This window comes from Syntrophorhabdaceae bacterium (assembly GCA_028713955.1).
Taxonomy (GTDB): domain Bacteria; phylum Desulfobacterota; class Syntrophorhabdia; order Syntrophorhabdales; family Syntrophorhabdaceae; genus UBA5609.
In genome coordinates, this window is the sequence record JAQTNJ010000009.1 from 22638 (window position 1) to 37228 (window position 14591).

A 14591-nucleotide genomic window follows, 5' to 3' on the forward strand; every position below is an offset into this window, starting at 1 on the left:
TTCGTTTCTATCATTCTTATAACGTATGCAGTCGATTTATTAAACCTTCGAAGGCTGTTTCAAACCGGAGCTCATTTTCAAAATGGCTTATAGCTCCTTGTGAGAAAGAATCATAATCTGCAAGTATTGTTGCCACGGCATTTTTGACCTCATTGGGCGAATCTATAGCAACCCCGGAATGGTATTTACTCAGCCACTTTTCCCATCCGGGCATTCGATTAGTTATAACGGGCAGTCCGCACTGTAAATATTGCGCTAATTTGCCCGATGACTTACCCATATAAATCACATTGGGGGATCCAGGCATGTTATAGAGCGCAATACCTATATCGGCTGAACTAACCAATTCTGGTAATAAGTCACCGGGGACTACCCGGTTCGCAACAAAAACCGTACCGTTTTCAAGAAGGTTACCAAAATAATTGCTCAATGAATCCTGACTATACCTAGATTGAAAAACCAATTTCCAATTGGCCGGAAAGTGCTGCGCTACCTTTGCCAGATCACATGACCAGAAGTAGTCGGAGATACTGCCAGCATAAAAAAGTATCTTTCCTTCGTTGTCAAACCCATATTTTTTATGCAGGACAAATGTCTTATGGCGGAATGCAGGGCCTATGGGGGAATTGGGCAGAAAAACAAAGCGGTCCATCGGTATTCCGTTGTCTTCTGCCATCAGGCGAGCCCGCATTTCATCCTGGATAATGATTAAAGACGATCTTCTACTCGCCCAGACCTCCAGGTTTTTATAACCGCGATACATGCGAATCGGATCTGTTGAAATGATCAATTCAAGCGAATGGTAAACCCACGGCACATGGAAAAACGATCCAAGGACCGCTGCGCTCACAAGACCGACCGGATCAACACCGACAAAACAAGAAAACTGCTTCCCACGACATAGGTTTCCAGCCCAAACTGTAAAGGTGAAAATATTGGGTAGCCGACTCAACAGACAACCCCGTTTCGATTTCAAGGGTAAGCAATGAATTTTGATATTCTTTTCAGGCAACCAGACATCATTATTGTGAGTACCACTTTCAAGAATAAAAATTTCAACCAATATCCCTTCTTTCGCCAACATGAGAGCCATGTTGCGTATACAGGGTACACTATCCAAGTAGCTCACGGGATACAGAATGCCGATACGGTAGCTTCGTTTTCGCATTACTACCCTTATTACAGATAACTCATTTGAGTAGTGTGTCCTCTAAGTGTTGCAGACATTATTTGCTTCAGTCTTTGAATGCCCCTATACTGATATCGTTTTGCCGCTGCCAGGTGTTGAATACGTCTGCCAACGTCACGCCGGTGCCGATATGCCTGACAACGATGATAGATAAGATACAATACAGACAGACCACATCTCAACAACAGTCCTGGCATGGTTCGCCGGTGGTAACGCAAATCAGCGTATGCATCCTCAATACCTCCAATAGTATTTCGCCACTGAATGTATTTCTCCGTCATACGTTTACTTGGCACCCTATGTTCCAACCACGCATCAGGCGCATACCACATACCAAAACCTGTGTCATGTATTTTACGAGCCAAACCACATTCACCATCACCACGGAAATTTATTAAGCTTTTGTCTCCGAAGGCATCAGGGTTGAACCCGCCTAAATCAAACAATACAGATTTGCGTACCGACATATTGCAACCTACTGGTGATATATAAGGTTCTACCATACAAGACGTATCACCCAAATCAAGAGCACTAAGAATGCCACTGAACTGAAACAACCAGTTTGGTGGATCGGTTTCATAACGTAATATGACTTTCCCAGCTACCATTGCAATTTCTTGATTAGAATACGGCACCGCCATTGCAGTGAGCCATCCGCGGGGACATATCACATCATCATCAATATAAACAAGTATCTCTCCCTTAGCAGCCTTTGCCCCCGCGTGACGGGCATTATGCAAACCATTTTTTGATTCATGTACATAATTAATTGATGGATAGGCAAACGAATTTGCTAAATCGATGAGTTCTTGTGTTGGTTCCACCGCATTGTCCACAATTATAACTTCGTATTGATCTTTAGGAAAGTCCTGTTCTATTATACACTCAAGGGTTTCGCGTAAAAAATTAGTACGTTGATATGTAGGGATAATAACTGAGATTTTCATTAAATTTACAGCCATGCCCAGTACATATTGGGCATACGGCTTTCTCTTTTTGCATGCGGCCGAACAGACTCTTCAACAACTCGCTGGACTCCTTCGGCCCAACCAATATCATGAAAAATGACTATGCCGCCGTCATTGAGTTTCGGAAACCAGTCATCCACATCCGATTTAACGCCTTCGTATGAATGGTCTCCATCAATAAAAAGGAAATCCACCTTTTTGTAAAAATTATTGGCTATTTCGTGACTTGTGCCCTTTAATATCACGATAAATTCCTCGTATTTTGCCGTATTTTTCCGAAATTCATCAAACGTATCCCGCTGTCCCTCGAACATACCCTCATTCTGCCAAGTATCTACGCAGTAAACCTTTACCTTCCCCTGTATTTCCGATGCAGCAGCAGCAAGAAAACAGGAACTCGCACCTATGTAACTTCCAATTTCCAACAAGACACTATCCGGCGATTGATCGAGAGCAAGTCTGTAAAGTATTAACCGCTCTTGTTTGGTCATATGCGTAAAAATCTGCCAGGCCTGTTTGTGGCCATGCCATTGAAAACGCATATATTCCGGCAGAAATGGCAGCATATTCTTTATCTGGGCCACCATCGCCCGTGTTTTCCGAATCGTTTTTTTGATTAATGAAATAGACATTATACTTTACGGCATACAAAGATATTAATCATTGCTAGTGCCGGAACCGCCATTGGTTCCATCAAATCATGAAACCACCGAAACCAGGCAGGGTGCCGGCAAATAATTCTTCGGTAAATGAAAGGCACTGTCAACGTAATTCCTTTAATCTGATAAATTTCGAAACCTGCCCGTTGAAGGAGCTGCCGGTTTTCTCTAAAAGGTCTTTCTCCAATATGGTTTGTCTCAATGTCCGTGCGATCCAATTGCCCAAAGAATGCCATCCTGAAACGTGAGTTCAAATGGGCAAGATTCGAGATGGATGCGATGAAACTACCTCTCTCCCGCAAAACTCGTAGAATTTCAGCCAGCGCGGCTGGTTGGTCAGCATAAGCTAAATGTTCAAAGACGTCCAAGAGGAGAACCAAATCAAATGTTTCATTCTCGTAGGGTATAGTCAAAACGGATCCACGTGTAACATATTGGCTCTCATAGTTCAGATCCAAACCCTCAATCTGATATCCATGCATACTGAAATCTTCCACCAATACGCCTTCGCCACAGCCGGCATCCAGTATTCTTGCATTCTTCCCCATCTCCTGAATTTTTTGACGCACAAAAGTCATCTTTCGTAAATATGTTGGTGTGTATGACCAGTTCGGGTCAAGCTTACGGTGATAATCTCCAGTCTTTGCGTATTCCCAGCCACGATACATCGTCTTTTCGTCATTGTCCAAGGTGCCTCCTCAACTTTGTACTGCTCGCATGAGCTGGCCTTTTATTTGAATTATGAAAGATCGATCCTTCAGCCATAAAGATCCAGCATAAACAATTATGCCTGTAATGATTAAAAGGGGAAGTGTCAGAAGGTTTTGCAAATCGGGCATGAAAATTTTCATACTGCTTTTTAGAATTGCGACAATAATCCCCATAAATAAAGTTGCCAGAATAATATTTTTCCCTGCATACCAGAGATAAAAAGAGGGGAACCCAAGCATACGCGTGCATAAATAAATGTGAATAGGTATAGCAACTAAGGCAACCACGAGGCGAGTGATTACAAAAGTCTTTAAACCAAATTGAGATGCAACATAATACGCTGGTAGGTAGTACAATATTGCTACAAACATTAACTTTGTGTTTACATCCGGTCTACCCATAGCGCGGTAGAGTTCGGCATTTATTCCAACGATCCACCCCAAACCCATCATAAAACCGATCACACTCACTACAAATCCTAACCCTTGCCATTTATTGCCAAACAGGAGATCGGCCAGTTCGGGACCGACGAGCAAAAGACCTACACCCATAGGTAGCGCCAGCGCCATGACAACCCTATTGACCTTGTGAAAAGTGTTTTTCAAAGCAGGCAAATCATCCTGAAGCCGGGAAAAGGTCGAATAGAGTACCGGAAGAAAGGGATTGAGGGTCAGTCCAAACAGAATTGTCACGAGCATCCAGCCTGTCTGGTACACACCGAGATCATGGACGCCGAGAAACCGGCCCACGATGAGGTTATCGCCCCATATAATCAGCCATGCGGCGAAACTCTCCAGAAGCACCCAGAAGCCAAAGGAAAATAATTTACGGGCTAATTCTTTATTATAAGTAATTTTTGGTCGCCAGGCGCTTCGCCGCCACAACAGCCAGCAATTAAGGGCCTGCCCGGCCAGTGAACCGGCGACCAAGGCCCAGACGCCGTAGCCGAAGATAGCCAGGGGGATAGAACACAAACCGGGGATAAAAGCGGTGAGTAGCTTGATCCAGAAAAGATTGCGAAAAGCGAGATCACGGACGAACAGGGCCTGCTGCACGGACGAAAAAGAAGCGATTACGATCTGGAATCCCAAGACCCGAAGCACAGGCCCAGAAGCGGGGCTGTTAAAGAAAAGGGCGATGGCGGGGGCCAAAATGAAGAGAATACCATAAATCAGTACGCCCAGAAAGATGTTGGTCCAGAATACCACATGGGCCACATCTTCCGGTGCCTCTTTTGTTTGGATAAGGGCTTTGCTCAAACCCGCATCCCAGAACATCTGAGCAAAGCTGATTGAAATCATGGCCGTCGCTACAACGCCGAAATCGTCTGGCGTCAGAAGACGAGCCAAGATGATTAAGATGATTGGCGAGGCCGTCCGTGAAACGACCTCCATCAAGGCCGACCACTTCACAGAACGTGTCGCCTTGTCGGTTACGGATTCAGTATTCATGGGGCGCCGCCTGTTGTGTCCAAAACTGAAGACCGGAACTGTTTAAAAACGCCCACGGATACGTGGCAAGAGGGGTGTCCGTGAGCACCTTCCCCAGATAGGCAAGCGTCAACGTTCGAAACCAGGTGGGAAACATGGCGCTTTCCTCGGCCTCGGTCCGCATCTTTTCATGTCCGTACTGAAGCGCCTCAAGGCGACGGAATACCCAGCCTCCGTCGGGGTTTGCGTTCACCAGTATCCATGTAAATGCCTTTTTCAATGCTTGCCGAATATCCTGCTTCCGGTAATCCGTAAGGAAGGAAAAGCGAACGAGGGGATCGATGGAATCGATGTCCTCGCAGGCGCTTGAATTCAAGGGCACGCCAAAACCGCCATAGATATTTTGGGAGGCCAAGCAACTATCAATGATTCGTTCGATATGCCGGATGGGACGATTGTCGTAGAAATAGAGAAGCCAGAGGTGATAGCCCGTCTGTACGCCGGTGGATAAGCGTACGGGGTCATCAAAACGGTCTCCCCACAGGCCCGTTTCGGGGTCCTGCGTTCTATCCAGCCAGTCGTACATCTCTCGCAAGGTGTCGTTGCACCAGGCTTCCCGCTGAAAATCCCTGGCGTACTGGAGCATGACAGCATAATTCTGAATTTCATTGCTCACCGAGGAGGAATCAACCTTCCAGTTTCGGGATTTCAGCCAGCTGGACATGTAACCCTTCTTTTTAAATGGCCTTATCAGATCGAATGGTTTTTCGGCGACACCCCTCAGTGCGGTTAGGGCCATCAGGGCATGCAAAGTCATATGGCGCCATCCCCACCAGTCAACTTCCTCCGCTAATGGGATAGAGATCACCGGATCACGGAACAGGCCATCATCCGCTTGGAAGCTCTGAATATATCTAATCCATTCATGGCGGGATGATTCGAATATTCCTGCAAGATCTTTGTAAAGATGTCGGGTTAGGGCCGCATAGCATGATGCGTAAAGGATCGGTAATCCGCCGGGTTTGTAAGAATAAGTGCCTGCGTTGACCTCCGGTTTGTGATTCGATTCGATATACGCCAATGTATTGCTTCGGATCTCTTGAAAATATTGGGTAGGCCGTTGCAATAGCTCAGCCTTCACCATTTCTAATCGTTTTGGCAGTTTCGTTTTGAGATCATATTGCTTTTTTAGATGAACCGGCAAAGAAGTCGCTCTCTGCGCGCCGACTCTGCAGATATGGTAGGCGGTACCCTTCAGTCCTTTCCTTTGAATGGCATTGCGAATCCTGCTGACGTAATTCAACCTGGTCATCTATGCCCCGTGTCTCTTCTCATGCGGTTTTCAGAACGAAACAAACACCCCAGGTATCACAACCAATTGCTTTCCCGAACAACCATTCCTCGGCATGCAGGAATTGAAAACCGGCACGGGTTGCAATCCGCTCGATTTCCGGCTTGAAGAAATACCGCATGATGTGTGTTTCCTTCAATTCAGCAACGGTATTGGTGGCAATGTTGCGGACAAACACATGATAATTCACATCCACCCGGTTTTCGTTGGGATAAAGAACCGGCTCCGCCAGACGGGTAACTTCAGTCTGATCATCCGCCATGCGTTTGATTCTGACGGATGGCCTTTCAATCAGCACCGCTGGTCCGTACCAGACGTCGAAGATGAAGACACCGCCTGGATTCAGATGATGCCTAGCCGTTTCGAATGCCGCGTTCACATCTTCGTTGGTTGCCTGATAGCTAATGACGTGAAACATGGCGATAACGGCATCGAAGGATTTAGGAAGGCGGGCTGTCCGGATATCGCCTTCGGTAAAAATCAGGAATGATTCCGGATGGTCCTGTTTGTGGATTTCAGCGAGATTCAGGGCGCGTTTCAACATCTCCAGGCTACGCTCAATGCCGTGCACTGTGAAGCCTTTTTCAGTCAGCAGGGAGGCGTGGATGCCTGTTCCAGAACCCAACTCGAGGATGGATCGGGCCTTTGGGCGAAATCGGTTGATCAGCCTAGTTATATAATCCACCTCCGCTTGGTAATCTTTGTCGCGGTAAAGCAGGTCATAATAGCGGGCGTAGTCGTTAAAAACGGTGGTGCGGTTTTGCTCTGTTTCTTTCACCATATGCAATTTACACGTGCAGGTAGTCCCAGTCTTTTATGGGTTCAAATAGCTTGTACCGTTCCTTGTTTCGTGGGTGCTGGAGGATGCTTTCAACGGAGACAGCAGGCAAAATGTCTTCACCGATACCATTCTTTATGTAAATTGTATTAAAACCATAGTTGTTGGCTCCCACCAAGCGATATCCTTTCCCCCGCGCAAGTTTTTCCATCGCTACGGGTGATGCACCATGATAATCGGGATGCTTCCCGGGATAAGAATAATCCTTGTCATAAGGGACGACGATACTATTCATACCGAACTCTATATGAGTTTCGATTATCACCACATGGGGTTCCACTACTGTCAGCGCATCCCATATCCAATAGTCGTTGCCATCAATATCAATCGACATCAAATCTACCTCCCCGGCAAAACCATTGTCTCGAATCAGTTCGTTGATGTTTTCGCGCTGAATAAATGCTTGAACAAATGTTGGGGGGTAAAGGGCGGTGTCGGGATTGCCTGCGTAATATTTTTTTCCTCTGTCGATGTTTGTGGGATTGCCATCTATAAAAAGTCCCCGCCAGCCGAAATTAACGGCTAAGTTTGCGCAATTACTGTTAATCCCGTCCCCTGATCCGATATCGATAAAGGTTTTATATGGTACGCCTACAGCAGCGAAAATATAAAGAAGAATCCCGTCTTCCTCAAATTGGGAATAGTTGCGGAAGCCCGTGTCGGATAGAGCGAAACGATGGCCCCGAGTGATGGCATACTGATAAAAGTTGAAAAGCTGTCGCTGACTGATTTTCACATCGGGAGAGCTTTTCGCGTCAAGATTTCGTGATTTCGCGCTATAAGCACCAATTTTGCCAAGCACTTTCTTGACTGATTTCTTTAATATTTTCTTCATAAGAGGCCTCTCTTTGATCCTGTATCCATTCGTGCCTTATTTGGTCTTATATCAAGTACATGTCATGGAAAGTCGTGTGGAGGTTATTTTATCTGTTCCCCTGATTTAGAATCAAGCATCGTTGAATATTTTGCGCACGCATGTGATTACTGTTTCAATCTGCTCGTCCGTTATGGCCTGGCCACTGGGGAGATAGAGGCCGCGCCGGGCAATACGTTCCGTTACGGGCAAACAGTAATCCCTGAAAAGGCCGAGACGGTGATAAACGGTTTGTTCGTGCATCCCCAGAAAGAATGGGCGAGTCTGGATACCAAGATTAAGAAGGCGACGGGCTAATTCGGCGGCGGCGAAGGATACATGGTCTTCCAGGACCACGGCGTACATCCAGATGGTGCTTTTCGCCCAAGGCTCAATGTGAGGTAGCCGAAGGGGTAAGTTTTTAAGCCCTTTGTTGTACCGGGCAGCCATATCCCATTTCCGCTTGAGAAATGCCTCAATATTCTCTAATTGGGCACAGCCGATGGCGGCCTGGAGGTTGGTCATGCGGAAGTTCCAGCCACGGTCCTCGTGGTGAAAACGCTCTATGGCGCCGAAGGCGAGGTTGCGGCGGTTCTGGAGCTTCTTCGTTATGTCTGTTTCGTCTGATAGAACCATCCCCCCTTCACCGGTGGTTATGTTCTTGTTAGCGTAGAAGGAAAAACAAGAAACATCTCCGAAAGAGCCACAACGGTGCCATCGATCGTGAACGCGGCATTCCGACCCATGTGCTTCCGCCGCATCCTCCACGACTTTCAAGTCGTGCGTACGGGCCAAGTCTAAGATTACCTCCATGTTTGCCGGGTGGCCGTAAATATGGACAGGCATGATGACGGCAGTCCGGGGCGTGATACGCCGCCTGACGTCTTCAACGTCCATGCAGTAGGTCCAAGGATCACAATCCACCAAGACAGGGGTAAGGTTGTTGCGGAGGACAGCTTCCAGACAGCTCACGATAGTGAACGAAGGCAGGATAACCTCAGCCTTTTCGGGAAGATCAAGAACGGAGAGAGCCAACTCCAGGGCCACTGTCCCGTTACTGACGGCGATCCCGTACTTCCGGCCACAGTAGGCTGCCCATTCTTTCTCGAAGTGCTCGATATATTTGCCGGCAGAGGAGATCCAACCAGTGTGCAAGCAATCCGTGACATAGGCAATTTCTTTTTCGCCGATGAGGGGCTCATTGACGGGGATCACCGGCATTCCTCGTCGAAGCGGGTTTTATCGCCATCCCCGGCAAAGGGGCCCTGTTTGACCTCGATCATGGATGTTTCTTCTAACATTTCGAAGGCGTGACCGCCGCCGCAAAGAAGTATGAGATCCCCAGTTTTTAAAATTCGCTCACCTATTAATTCTTTATTTGAGCTATAGAGGTTCACTTTTATTTTTCCCTTGCGGATTATGAGAACTTCCTGGGTGTATAGAACCTGTCTAATCAAGAGATTGTGGACATGAGCGTCTATGCGATACCCTGCGGGATGCCGCATATATGCTACCTGCTGTGAGAAATTTTGTGGTGTAAAAAATTCAATTCCAGGTTGATCAAATTCAGCACGAATAATTAATGCTATTGGCTCAAGACCGTGAATAATTGTTTCAAGATAAGAATTATTCATACTCCCTCTCTTCTTTGTTTTTCTTTTTTACTCTATTACTTGTACCCATAGTAATCTCTGTACCATTGAACAAATTTCCTTATTCCCACTTCGACAGGCGTGGATGGTTTAAACCCTACATCTTTCATAAGGTCTTCGACATTTGCGTATGTGACCGGTACATCTCCCGGCTGCATGGGAAGCATATTTTTACGCGTCTTTCCCCCAAGATTTGCTTCTATCAATTCTATGAATCTCATCAGTTTCACGGGATTATTATTACCGATGTTGTATAGTTTATAAGGAGCATAACTTGATCCTGGGTCTGGATTTTTTCTATCCCAATTAGGATTTGATTTAGGAATCTTATCAATTACATGTACAACGCCCTCTACTATATCGTCGATATAGGTAAAGTCTCGTTTCATTTTGCCGAAATTGAACACATCAATGGTTTGCCTCTCTATGATGGCCTTCGTAAAAGAGAAGTAGGCCATATCGGGGCGGCCCCATGGACCGTACACCGTAAAAAATCTGAGACCGGTACAGGGTAGACCATACAGGTGCGCATAGGTATGCGCCATCAGTTCATTAGCCTTTTTTGAAGCAGCATATAGTGATACAGGGTGGTCAACATTATCGCTCACCGAGAATGGGACCTTGGCATTTATACCATAAATTGAGCTTGATGAAGCAAAAACAAGATGCTTGACCTTGCCGTGTCTACAACCTTCGAGTACATTGGTAAATCCTACAATATTGCTATCGATGTAGGAAAAAGGATGTGTCAGGGAATAACGTACACCCGGTTGGGCGGCAAGATGAATGACGTAATCAAATTTTCCAAGGTTGTCAAGCTTGCTGCGTTTGCATGGTATACTGGATTTATTACTATCATTTTGAGTCTGGTAGCTGAAGAGTTGCTCCATTTTTTTACGGTTAGCAATATTGATTTTGCAAAAGGTAAAGTTTGGAGACTTGAGAAGAATTGCAAGGCGGTCTTTCTTCAGTCTTGGGTCATAGTATTTGTTTAGATTATCAATACCAACTATAGTGTACCCATCCTCAAGAAGACGTTTGGAGAGATGAAAACCGATAAATCCAGCAGCACCGGTTACTAAGATTCTATTATTCTTGTTCATAGAGTTTATCCGGTTTTTCTGGTGTATCCTGTCTTTCTCCATGTGCTCTGCGTGCTCTGCGAGAGACAAGGCATTTAAGGCTTTTTTCATTCTCTCGCCCACTCCCTGCGGTCGTTCGAGACGCAGAGGGCGCAGAGGGAAGATTTCCTTTTGCCGATATGGGAGAAAGATTCATACCGGCAAATTCTCACACCCTTGCGGGTAAAATTTACTTCTGCCCTGACAAGGGCATGAAGTGTGGACAAAATTGAGCTTTCTCATAATTTTGGACACAGGCATATTGTTGTCTTTCTCTGCGAGAGATAAGGCAGGTGAACTCTGGTTTATTTTGTTTCTCCTGTTGAGACATACCAGTCAATTGTCTTGCGGAGACCCTCGATAAATGGCGTCTTGGCTTGAAAACCAAACTCCTCCATGGCCCTGTTGGTATCGAGCATACGGCGGGGCTGGCCGTCCGGTTTAGATGTGTTCCACACAATAGACCCCTTAAAACCGATCAAATCAATGATCACGTTCACGAGATCCTTGATGGATATCTCAAATCCGGCGCCGATGTTGACGGGATCGGGTTTATCGTAATTCTCTGTGGCCAATGCTATTGCTTGAGCGGCGTCCTTGACATAGAAAAATTCGCGGGTGGCGGAACCTGTGCCCCAGATTTCCACGGAGGGCGTAGGCGAGAGGCCGGAGGGAGAAGGCGAGAGGTTGGAGGCAGAAGGCTGGAGGCCGGAGGAATAGGAAATACCAAAATGCTTTAAAACTGCCAAAATTTCGTCTACCGGGGAATCGGGTTTTACCTCAAACCTCTTGCCTCCAACCTCTAACTCACCATCATTATTTCGGAGGAAGTCATCGATAATGCCTGTGAAATCGCCACGGGAGAGAAGATTGGCAAGGTGGAATTTGCGGATAAGAGCCGGGATCACGTGAGATGATTTAAAGCTGAAATTATCACCAGGACCATACAGGTTGACCGGGAGGAGAAAGATGGAATTAAAATCATATTGTTGACGATATGCCTGGGATTGAACAAGCATCATCTTTTTTGCGAGGCCATATGGGGCATTGGTTTCTTCTGGATAGCCGTTCCAGATATCGTCTTCCTTAAAAGGAACAGGGGTAAACTTCGGATAGGCACAGATGGTACCGAGGGCAACAAACTTTTCAATGTTACGAAGGTATCCTTCATGCATAAGCTGGATGCCCATCATGGCGTTTTCATAAAAGAGCGAGGCTGGGTTTTGCTGATTGAACCCGATACCGCCAACCTTGGCGGCAAGGTGAATGACAATGTCGGGTTTTTGCTCTTCGTACATACGGCGGATGTCAGAGAGATTGACGAGGTTGTATTCGGGAAGGTCTGCGATGGAAAGATGCCGGCAGCGGCGGGATTGGAGTGTACGGATGAGATGCTGTCCGAGAAAACCTTTTCCACCAGTGATTGTGATACGTTTTGGTCTAAGATCTATTGTTGGAGGTTGGAGGTTGGAGGTTGGAGGATTAGACATGCCTACCTGCAAGAGAATTTCTTAATCCATTTAATTTTCTATCTATACCTTCTGATAAATCACGCAAAGCTAAACATGTTGACTCGTCAAATATTTTTCTCCTTCGAAAAATCTCAATCATTGTTATGGTTTCATAAAGGGACCCCTCTGCTACATAAAGAAACTGCGAAATCAATCTCAAATGTTTATTAGGTGGAATGTTTTCAAGGAGTTCTAATATTTTTTCTGCAAAATCAACTGCCATTCTCCAAACATCAAGTTTTTCAAATGGATATATAAATGCTTCTCGCCTCATACCTCTAACCTCTTCCCTCAAGTCCATAGATTATCTATTTCTCTCGGATTTTTTCGTTGGTAGCGAATGCGTGTTCCGTGTAATAGAAGTCTTTTGTCCGGCACGCGGCGATGCCTTCTCCCGGGGGAGTAAGGCCTACCATCTTTAGGTCGTAATCTACCATAATCTTTACAAGTTCATCGAATGTTATCCGTGGTTGCCAATCAAGTTGTTTGCGCGCCTTTGTGATGTCTGCCTGCAAAACATCCACCTCTGTAGGACGGAAATAACGAGGATCAATCTCGACGACTACGTCGCCAGGCTGGAGGCTGGAGGCTGGAGGCTGGAGGCGAGAGGAAGCGACTATTCCTTTTTCGGTGGTGCCGGTGCCCTGCCATTCGATCTCTATACCGGCATAGGCAAAGGCAAGATTGACGAATTCACGGATGGAGTGGCTTTCACCTGTTCCTACCACGTAATCATCTGGTCTTTCCTGCTGGAGCATGAGCCACATCATCTCCACATATTCGGGCGCAAAACCCCAGTCGCGTTTCGCATTAAGATTGCCGAGATATATTTTTTTTTGATTGCCCGCGAGGATATTCCCTATAGCCCTGGTAACTTTTCTTGTAATAAATGTCTCCCCTCTTCTCGGAGACTCGTGGTTAAAGAGTATACCGTTACAGGCGAAGAGGTTATATGCCTCCCTGTAGTTTACAGTCATCCAATACGCATAGACCTTTGCGGCGCCGTAAGGACTCCTTGGGTAGAAAAGAGTATTTTCATTCTGGGGAGGAGGAGAAACACCGAACATCTCTGATGAGGAGGCCTGGTAGAATTTTGTCTTAATCCCGCTTCTTCGAATAGCATCAAGCAGCCTCGTGGTTCCGAGGGCAGTGATATCCCCCGTATACTCAGGCATATCGAAACTTACCCTGACATGGCTCTGCGCTCCGAGATGATAGATTTCATCGGGTTGGATGTTATAGATAAAATTCGATAGCTGCCCGGAATCAGAGAGATCGCCATAATGGAGGAAGAGCTTGTTGCCTTGTGTATGGGGATCGGAGTAGATATGGTCGATACGTCCGGTGTTGAAGGTGCTGGCACGGCGGATAAGGCCGTGGACTTCATAATCTTTCGAGAAAAGGAATTCGGCAAGGTAGGAACCGTCCTGGCCGGTGATGCCGGTGATTAACGCTCTTTTCTTGCCCAACATTCCATGTTCAACGTTCAAGGCTGACCCTCCCATAAATATCTTCAATTCTTGCTACATCATCCTCTTCAAGATATTCACCACACTGAACTTCTATTATTTCGAGGAGCGTAGATTCACAATTTTCTGCCCTGTGCCTAGCGGATACGGGTATGTAAACACTATCGTTCTCTTTATACAAATCCACAATACCGTCGACGGTGATTTTTGCCCTTCCCTTGACTACAATCCAATGTTCTGCACGGTGTTTATGAAGCTGAAGACTCAATTTCGCGCCGGGGTTAATCGATATTTTCTTTACCTTAAAACCCTTTTCTTCATGAAGAGTGGTAAAGCTTCCCCATGGCTTTTGGATGGTGCTGTGTTCAAGGGCTTCCTTGCGGCCTGCAGAAACAAGATTCTCCATGACGTTCTTTACCTTTTGTCCACTGCCTTTTTTTGCGATAAGGAGAGCATCGTCCGTGTCTACAACAATGCAGTCTTCAAGTCCCAGGGTAACAATTATCCGATCATTCCCTATAACGATGGTGTTTTGGGAATCCATTAAAATGACTTTGTCATCGGCCTTCTCCTTATTACCATCGGGGAAACTCACTTCGAACATGGAATCCCATGACCCTATATCGTTCCAGGCAAGCCCCATCGGGACAACCGTCAGGTTTCGCGACCTCTCCATAACCGCATGGTCAACAGATATCGACGGCATGTTCCCGAATGACCCCTTCATTTCTTCAAACCCCAGATTAGCCATCTAGCCGATATCGGGCTCGAATCTGAGGAGTTCTTCTTTTATAGCCTTGATGGTAAAGGCAAACATGCCTGAGTTCCAGTAGTAGCTC

At 46.2% G+C, this 14591-nt stretch carries 15 protein-coding genes; all 15 read right to left on the reverse strand.

All coding sequences use genetic code 11. The features are described 5' to 3' along the window. Positions 1 to 16: 16 nt before the first annotated feature. The 15 genes from PHU49_01825 to PHU49_01895 all read right to left on the reverse strand — a co-directional run bounded on the left by PHU49_01825 (position 17) and on the right by PHU49_01895 (position 14503). Positions 17 to 1084: a hypothetical protein gene (locus PHU49_01825; protein ID MDD5242730.1), complete on the reverse strand. Its 1068-nt coding sequence runs from the start codon at positions 1082 to 1084 to the stop codon at positions 17 to 19. Positions 1085 to 1179: 95 nt separating this feature from the next. After that, entirely contained in the window at positions 1180 to 2136 is a 957-nt protein-coding gene (locus PHU49_01830; GenBank protein ID MDD5242731.1) for a glycosyltransferase family 2 protein, read from the reverse strand. 5 nt (positions 2137 to 2141) lie between these two features. Further along, on the reverse strand, positions 2142 to 2723 hold the full coding sequence (locus PHU49_01835) for a class I SAM-dependent methyltransferase (protein ID MDD5242732.1): 582 nt from the start codon (positions 2721 to 2723) through the stop codon (positions 2142 to 2144). Positions 2724 to 2788: 65 nt separating this feature from the next. Beyond that, a complete protein-coding gene (locus PHU49_01840; protein MDD5242733.1) occupies positions 2789 to 3505 on the reverse strand; it encodes a class I SAM-dependent methyltransferase in 717 nt (238 codons plus the stop codon). A gap of 9 nt (positions 3506 to 3514) precedes the next feature. After that, positions 3515 to 4978, reverse strand: coding sequence for a lipopolysaccharide biosynthesis protein (locus PHU49_01845; protein ID MDD5242734.1), 1464 nt, complete (start codon positions 4976 to 4978; stop codon positions 3515 to 3517). Next, complete coding sequence (locus tag PHU49_01850) at positions 4968 to 6269, reverse strand: hypothetical protein (protein MDD5242735.1); 1302 nt, start codon at positions 6267 to 6269, stop codon at positions 4968 to 4970. The genes PHU49_01845 and PHU49_01850 overlap by 11 nt, the downstream gene beginning before the upstream one ends. A 19-nt stretch (positions 6270 to 6288) precedes the next feature. Continuing rightward, the gene (locus PHU49_01855) at positions 6289 to 7089 is read right to left on the reverse strand and encodes a class I SAM-dependent methyltransferase (GenBank protein ID MDD5242736.1); all 801 of its coding nucleotides are present in this window, start codon (positions 7087 to 7089) and stop codon (positions 6289 to 6291) included. 7 nt (positions 7090 to 7096) lie between these two features. Next, on the reverse strand, positions 7097 to 7981 hold the full coding sequence (locus tag PHU49_01860; protein ID MDD5242737.1) for a hypothetical protein: 885 nt from the start codon (positions 7979 to 7981) through the stop codon (positions 7097 to 7099). Between the two features lie 111 nt (positions 7982 to 8092). Beyond that, complete coding sequence (locus PHU49_01865) at positions 8093 to 9214, reverse strand: DegT/DnrJ/EryC1/StrS aminotransferase family protein (GenBank protein MDD5242738.1); 1122 nt, start codon at positions 9212 to 9214, stop codon at positions 8093 to 8095. Continuing rightward, positions 9211 to 9633 carry a hypothetical protein gene (locus tag PHU49_01870; GenBank protein ID MDD5242739.1) on the reverse strand — a complete coding sequence of 141 codons (423 nt, stop codon included), beginning with the start codon at positions 9631 to 9633 and terminating at the stop codon, positions 9211 to 9213. Before PHU49_01870 ends, PHU49_01865 begins: the two co-directional genes overlap by 4 nt. Before the next feature lie 35 nt (positions 9634 to 9668). Continuing rightward, the gene (locus PHU49_01875; protein MDD5242740.1) at positions 9669 to 10844 is read right to left on the reverse strand and encodes an NAD-dependent epimerase; all 1176 of its coding nucleotides are present in this window, start codon (positions 10842 to 10844) and stop codon (positions 9669 to 9671) included. A 233-nt stretch (positions 10845 to 11077) separates the two neighbouring features. After that, positions 11078 to 12262, reverse strand: coding sequence for a GDP-L-fucose synthase (locus tag PHU49_01880; protein MDD5242741.1), 1185 nt, complete (start codon positions 12260 to 12262; stop codon positions 11078 to 11080). After that, positions 12255 to 12584: a four helix bundle protein gene (locus PHU49_01885; protein MDD5242742.1), complete on the reverse strand. Its 330-nt coding sequence runs from the start codon at positions 12582 to 12584 to the stop codon at positions 12255 to 12257. The genes PHU49_01880 and PHU49_01885 overlap by 8 nt, the downstream gene beginning before the upstream one ends. A gap of 7 nt (positions 12585 to 12591) precedes the next feature. After that, complete coding sequence (gene gmd, locus PHU49_01890) at positions 12592 to 13773, reverse strand: GDP-mannose 4,6-dehydratase (GenBank protein ID MDD5242743.1); 1182 nt, start codon at positions 13771 to 13773, stop codon at positions 12592 to 12594. After that, complete coding sequence (locus tag PHU49_01895; protein ID MDD5242744.1) at positions 13763 to 14503, reverse strand: cupin domain-containing protein; 741 nt, start codon at positions 14501 to 14503, stop codon at positions 13763 to 13765. Before PHU49_01895 ends, gmd begins: the two co-directional genes overlap by 11 nt. Positions 14504 to 14591 lie beyond the last annotated feature (88 nt).

What these genes read in the sequence shown, in the direction of transcription:
- PHU49_01870 (MDD5242739.1), bottom strand. Translation starts at nt 9,633, where the DNA reads ATGAATAATTCTTATCTTGAAACAATTATTCACGGTCTTGAGCCAATA.
- PHU49_01860 (MDD5242737.1), bottom strand. Translation starts at nt 7,981, where the DNA reads ATGAAGAAAATATTAAAGAAATCAGTCAAGAAAGTGCTTGGCAAAATT.
- PHU49_01830 (MDD5242731.1), bottom strand. Translation starts at nt 2,136, where the DNA reads ATGAAAATCTCAGTTATTATCCCTACATATCAACGTACTAATTTTTTA.
- PHU49_01835 (MDD5242732.1), bottom strand. Translation starts at nt 2,723, where the DNA reads ATGCTGCCATTTCTGCCGGAATATATGCGTTTTCAATGGCATGGCCAC.
- PHU49_01880 (MDD5242741.1), bottom strand. Translation starts at nt 12,262, where the DNA reads ATGTCTAATCCTCCAACCTCCAACCTCCAACCTCCAACAATAGATCTT.
- PHU49_01885 (MDD5242742.1), bottom strand. Translation starts at nt 12,584, where the DNA reads ATGGACTTGAGGGAAGAGGTTAGAGGTATGAGGCGAGAAGCATTTATA.
- PHU49_01855 (MDD5242736.1), bottom strand. Translation starts at nt 7,089, where the DNA reads ATGGTGAAAGAAACAGAGCAAAACCGCACCACCGTTTTTAACGACTAC.
- PHU49_01845 (MDD5242734.1), bottom strand. Translation starts at nt 4,978, where the DNA reads ATGAATACTGAATCCGTAACCGACAAGGCGACACGTTCTGTGAAGTGG.
- PHU49_01895 (MDD5242744.1), bottom strand. Translation starts at nt 14,503, where the DNA reads ATGGCTAATCTGGGGTTTGAAGAAATGAAGGGGTCATTCGGGAACATG.
- PHU49_01825 (MDD5242730.1), bottom strand. Translation starts at nt 1,084, where the DNA reads ATGTTGGCGAAAGAAGGGATATTGGTTGAAATTTTTATTCTTGAAAGT.
- PHU49_01875 (MDD5242740.1), bottom strand. Translation starts at nt 10,844, where the DNA reads ATGAAAAAAGCCTTAAATGCCTTGTCTCTCGCAGAGCACGCAGAGCAC.
- PHU49_01850 (MDD5242735.1), bottom strand. Translation starts at nt 6,269, where the DNA reads ATGACCAGGTTGAATTACGTCAGCAGGATTCGCAATGCCATTCAAAGG.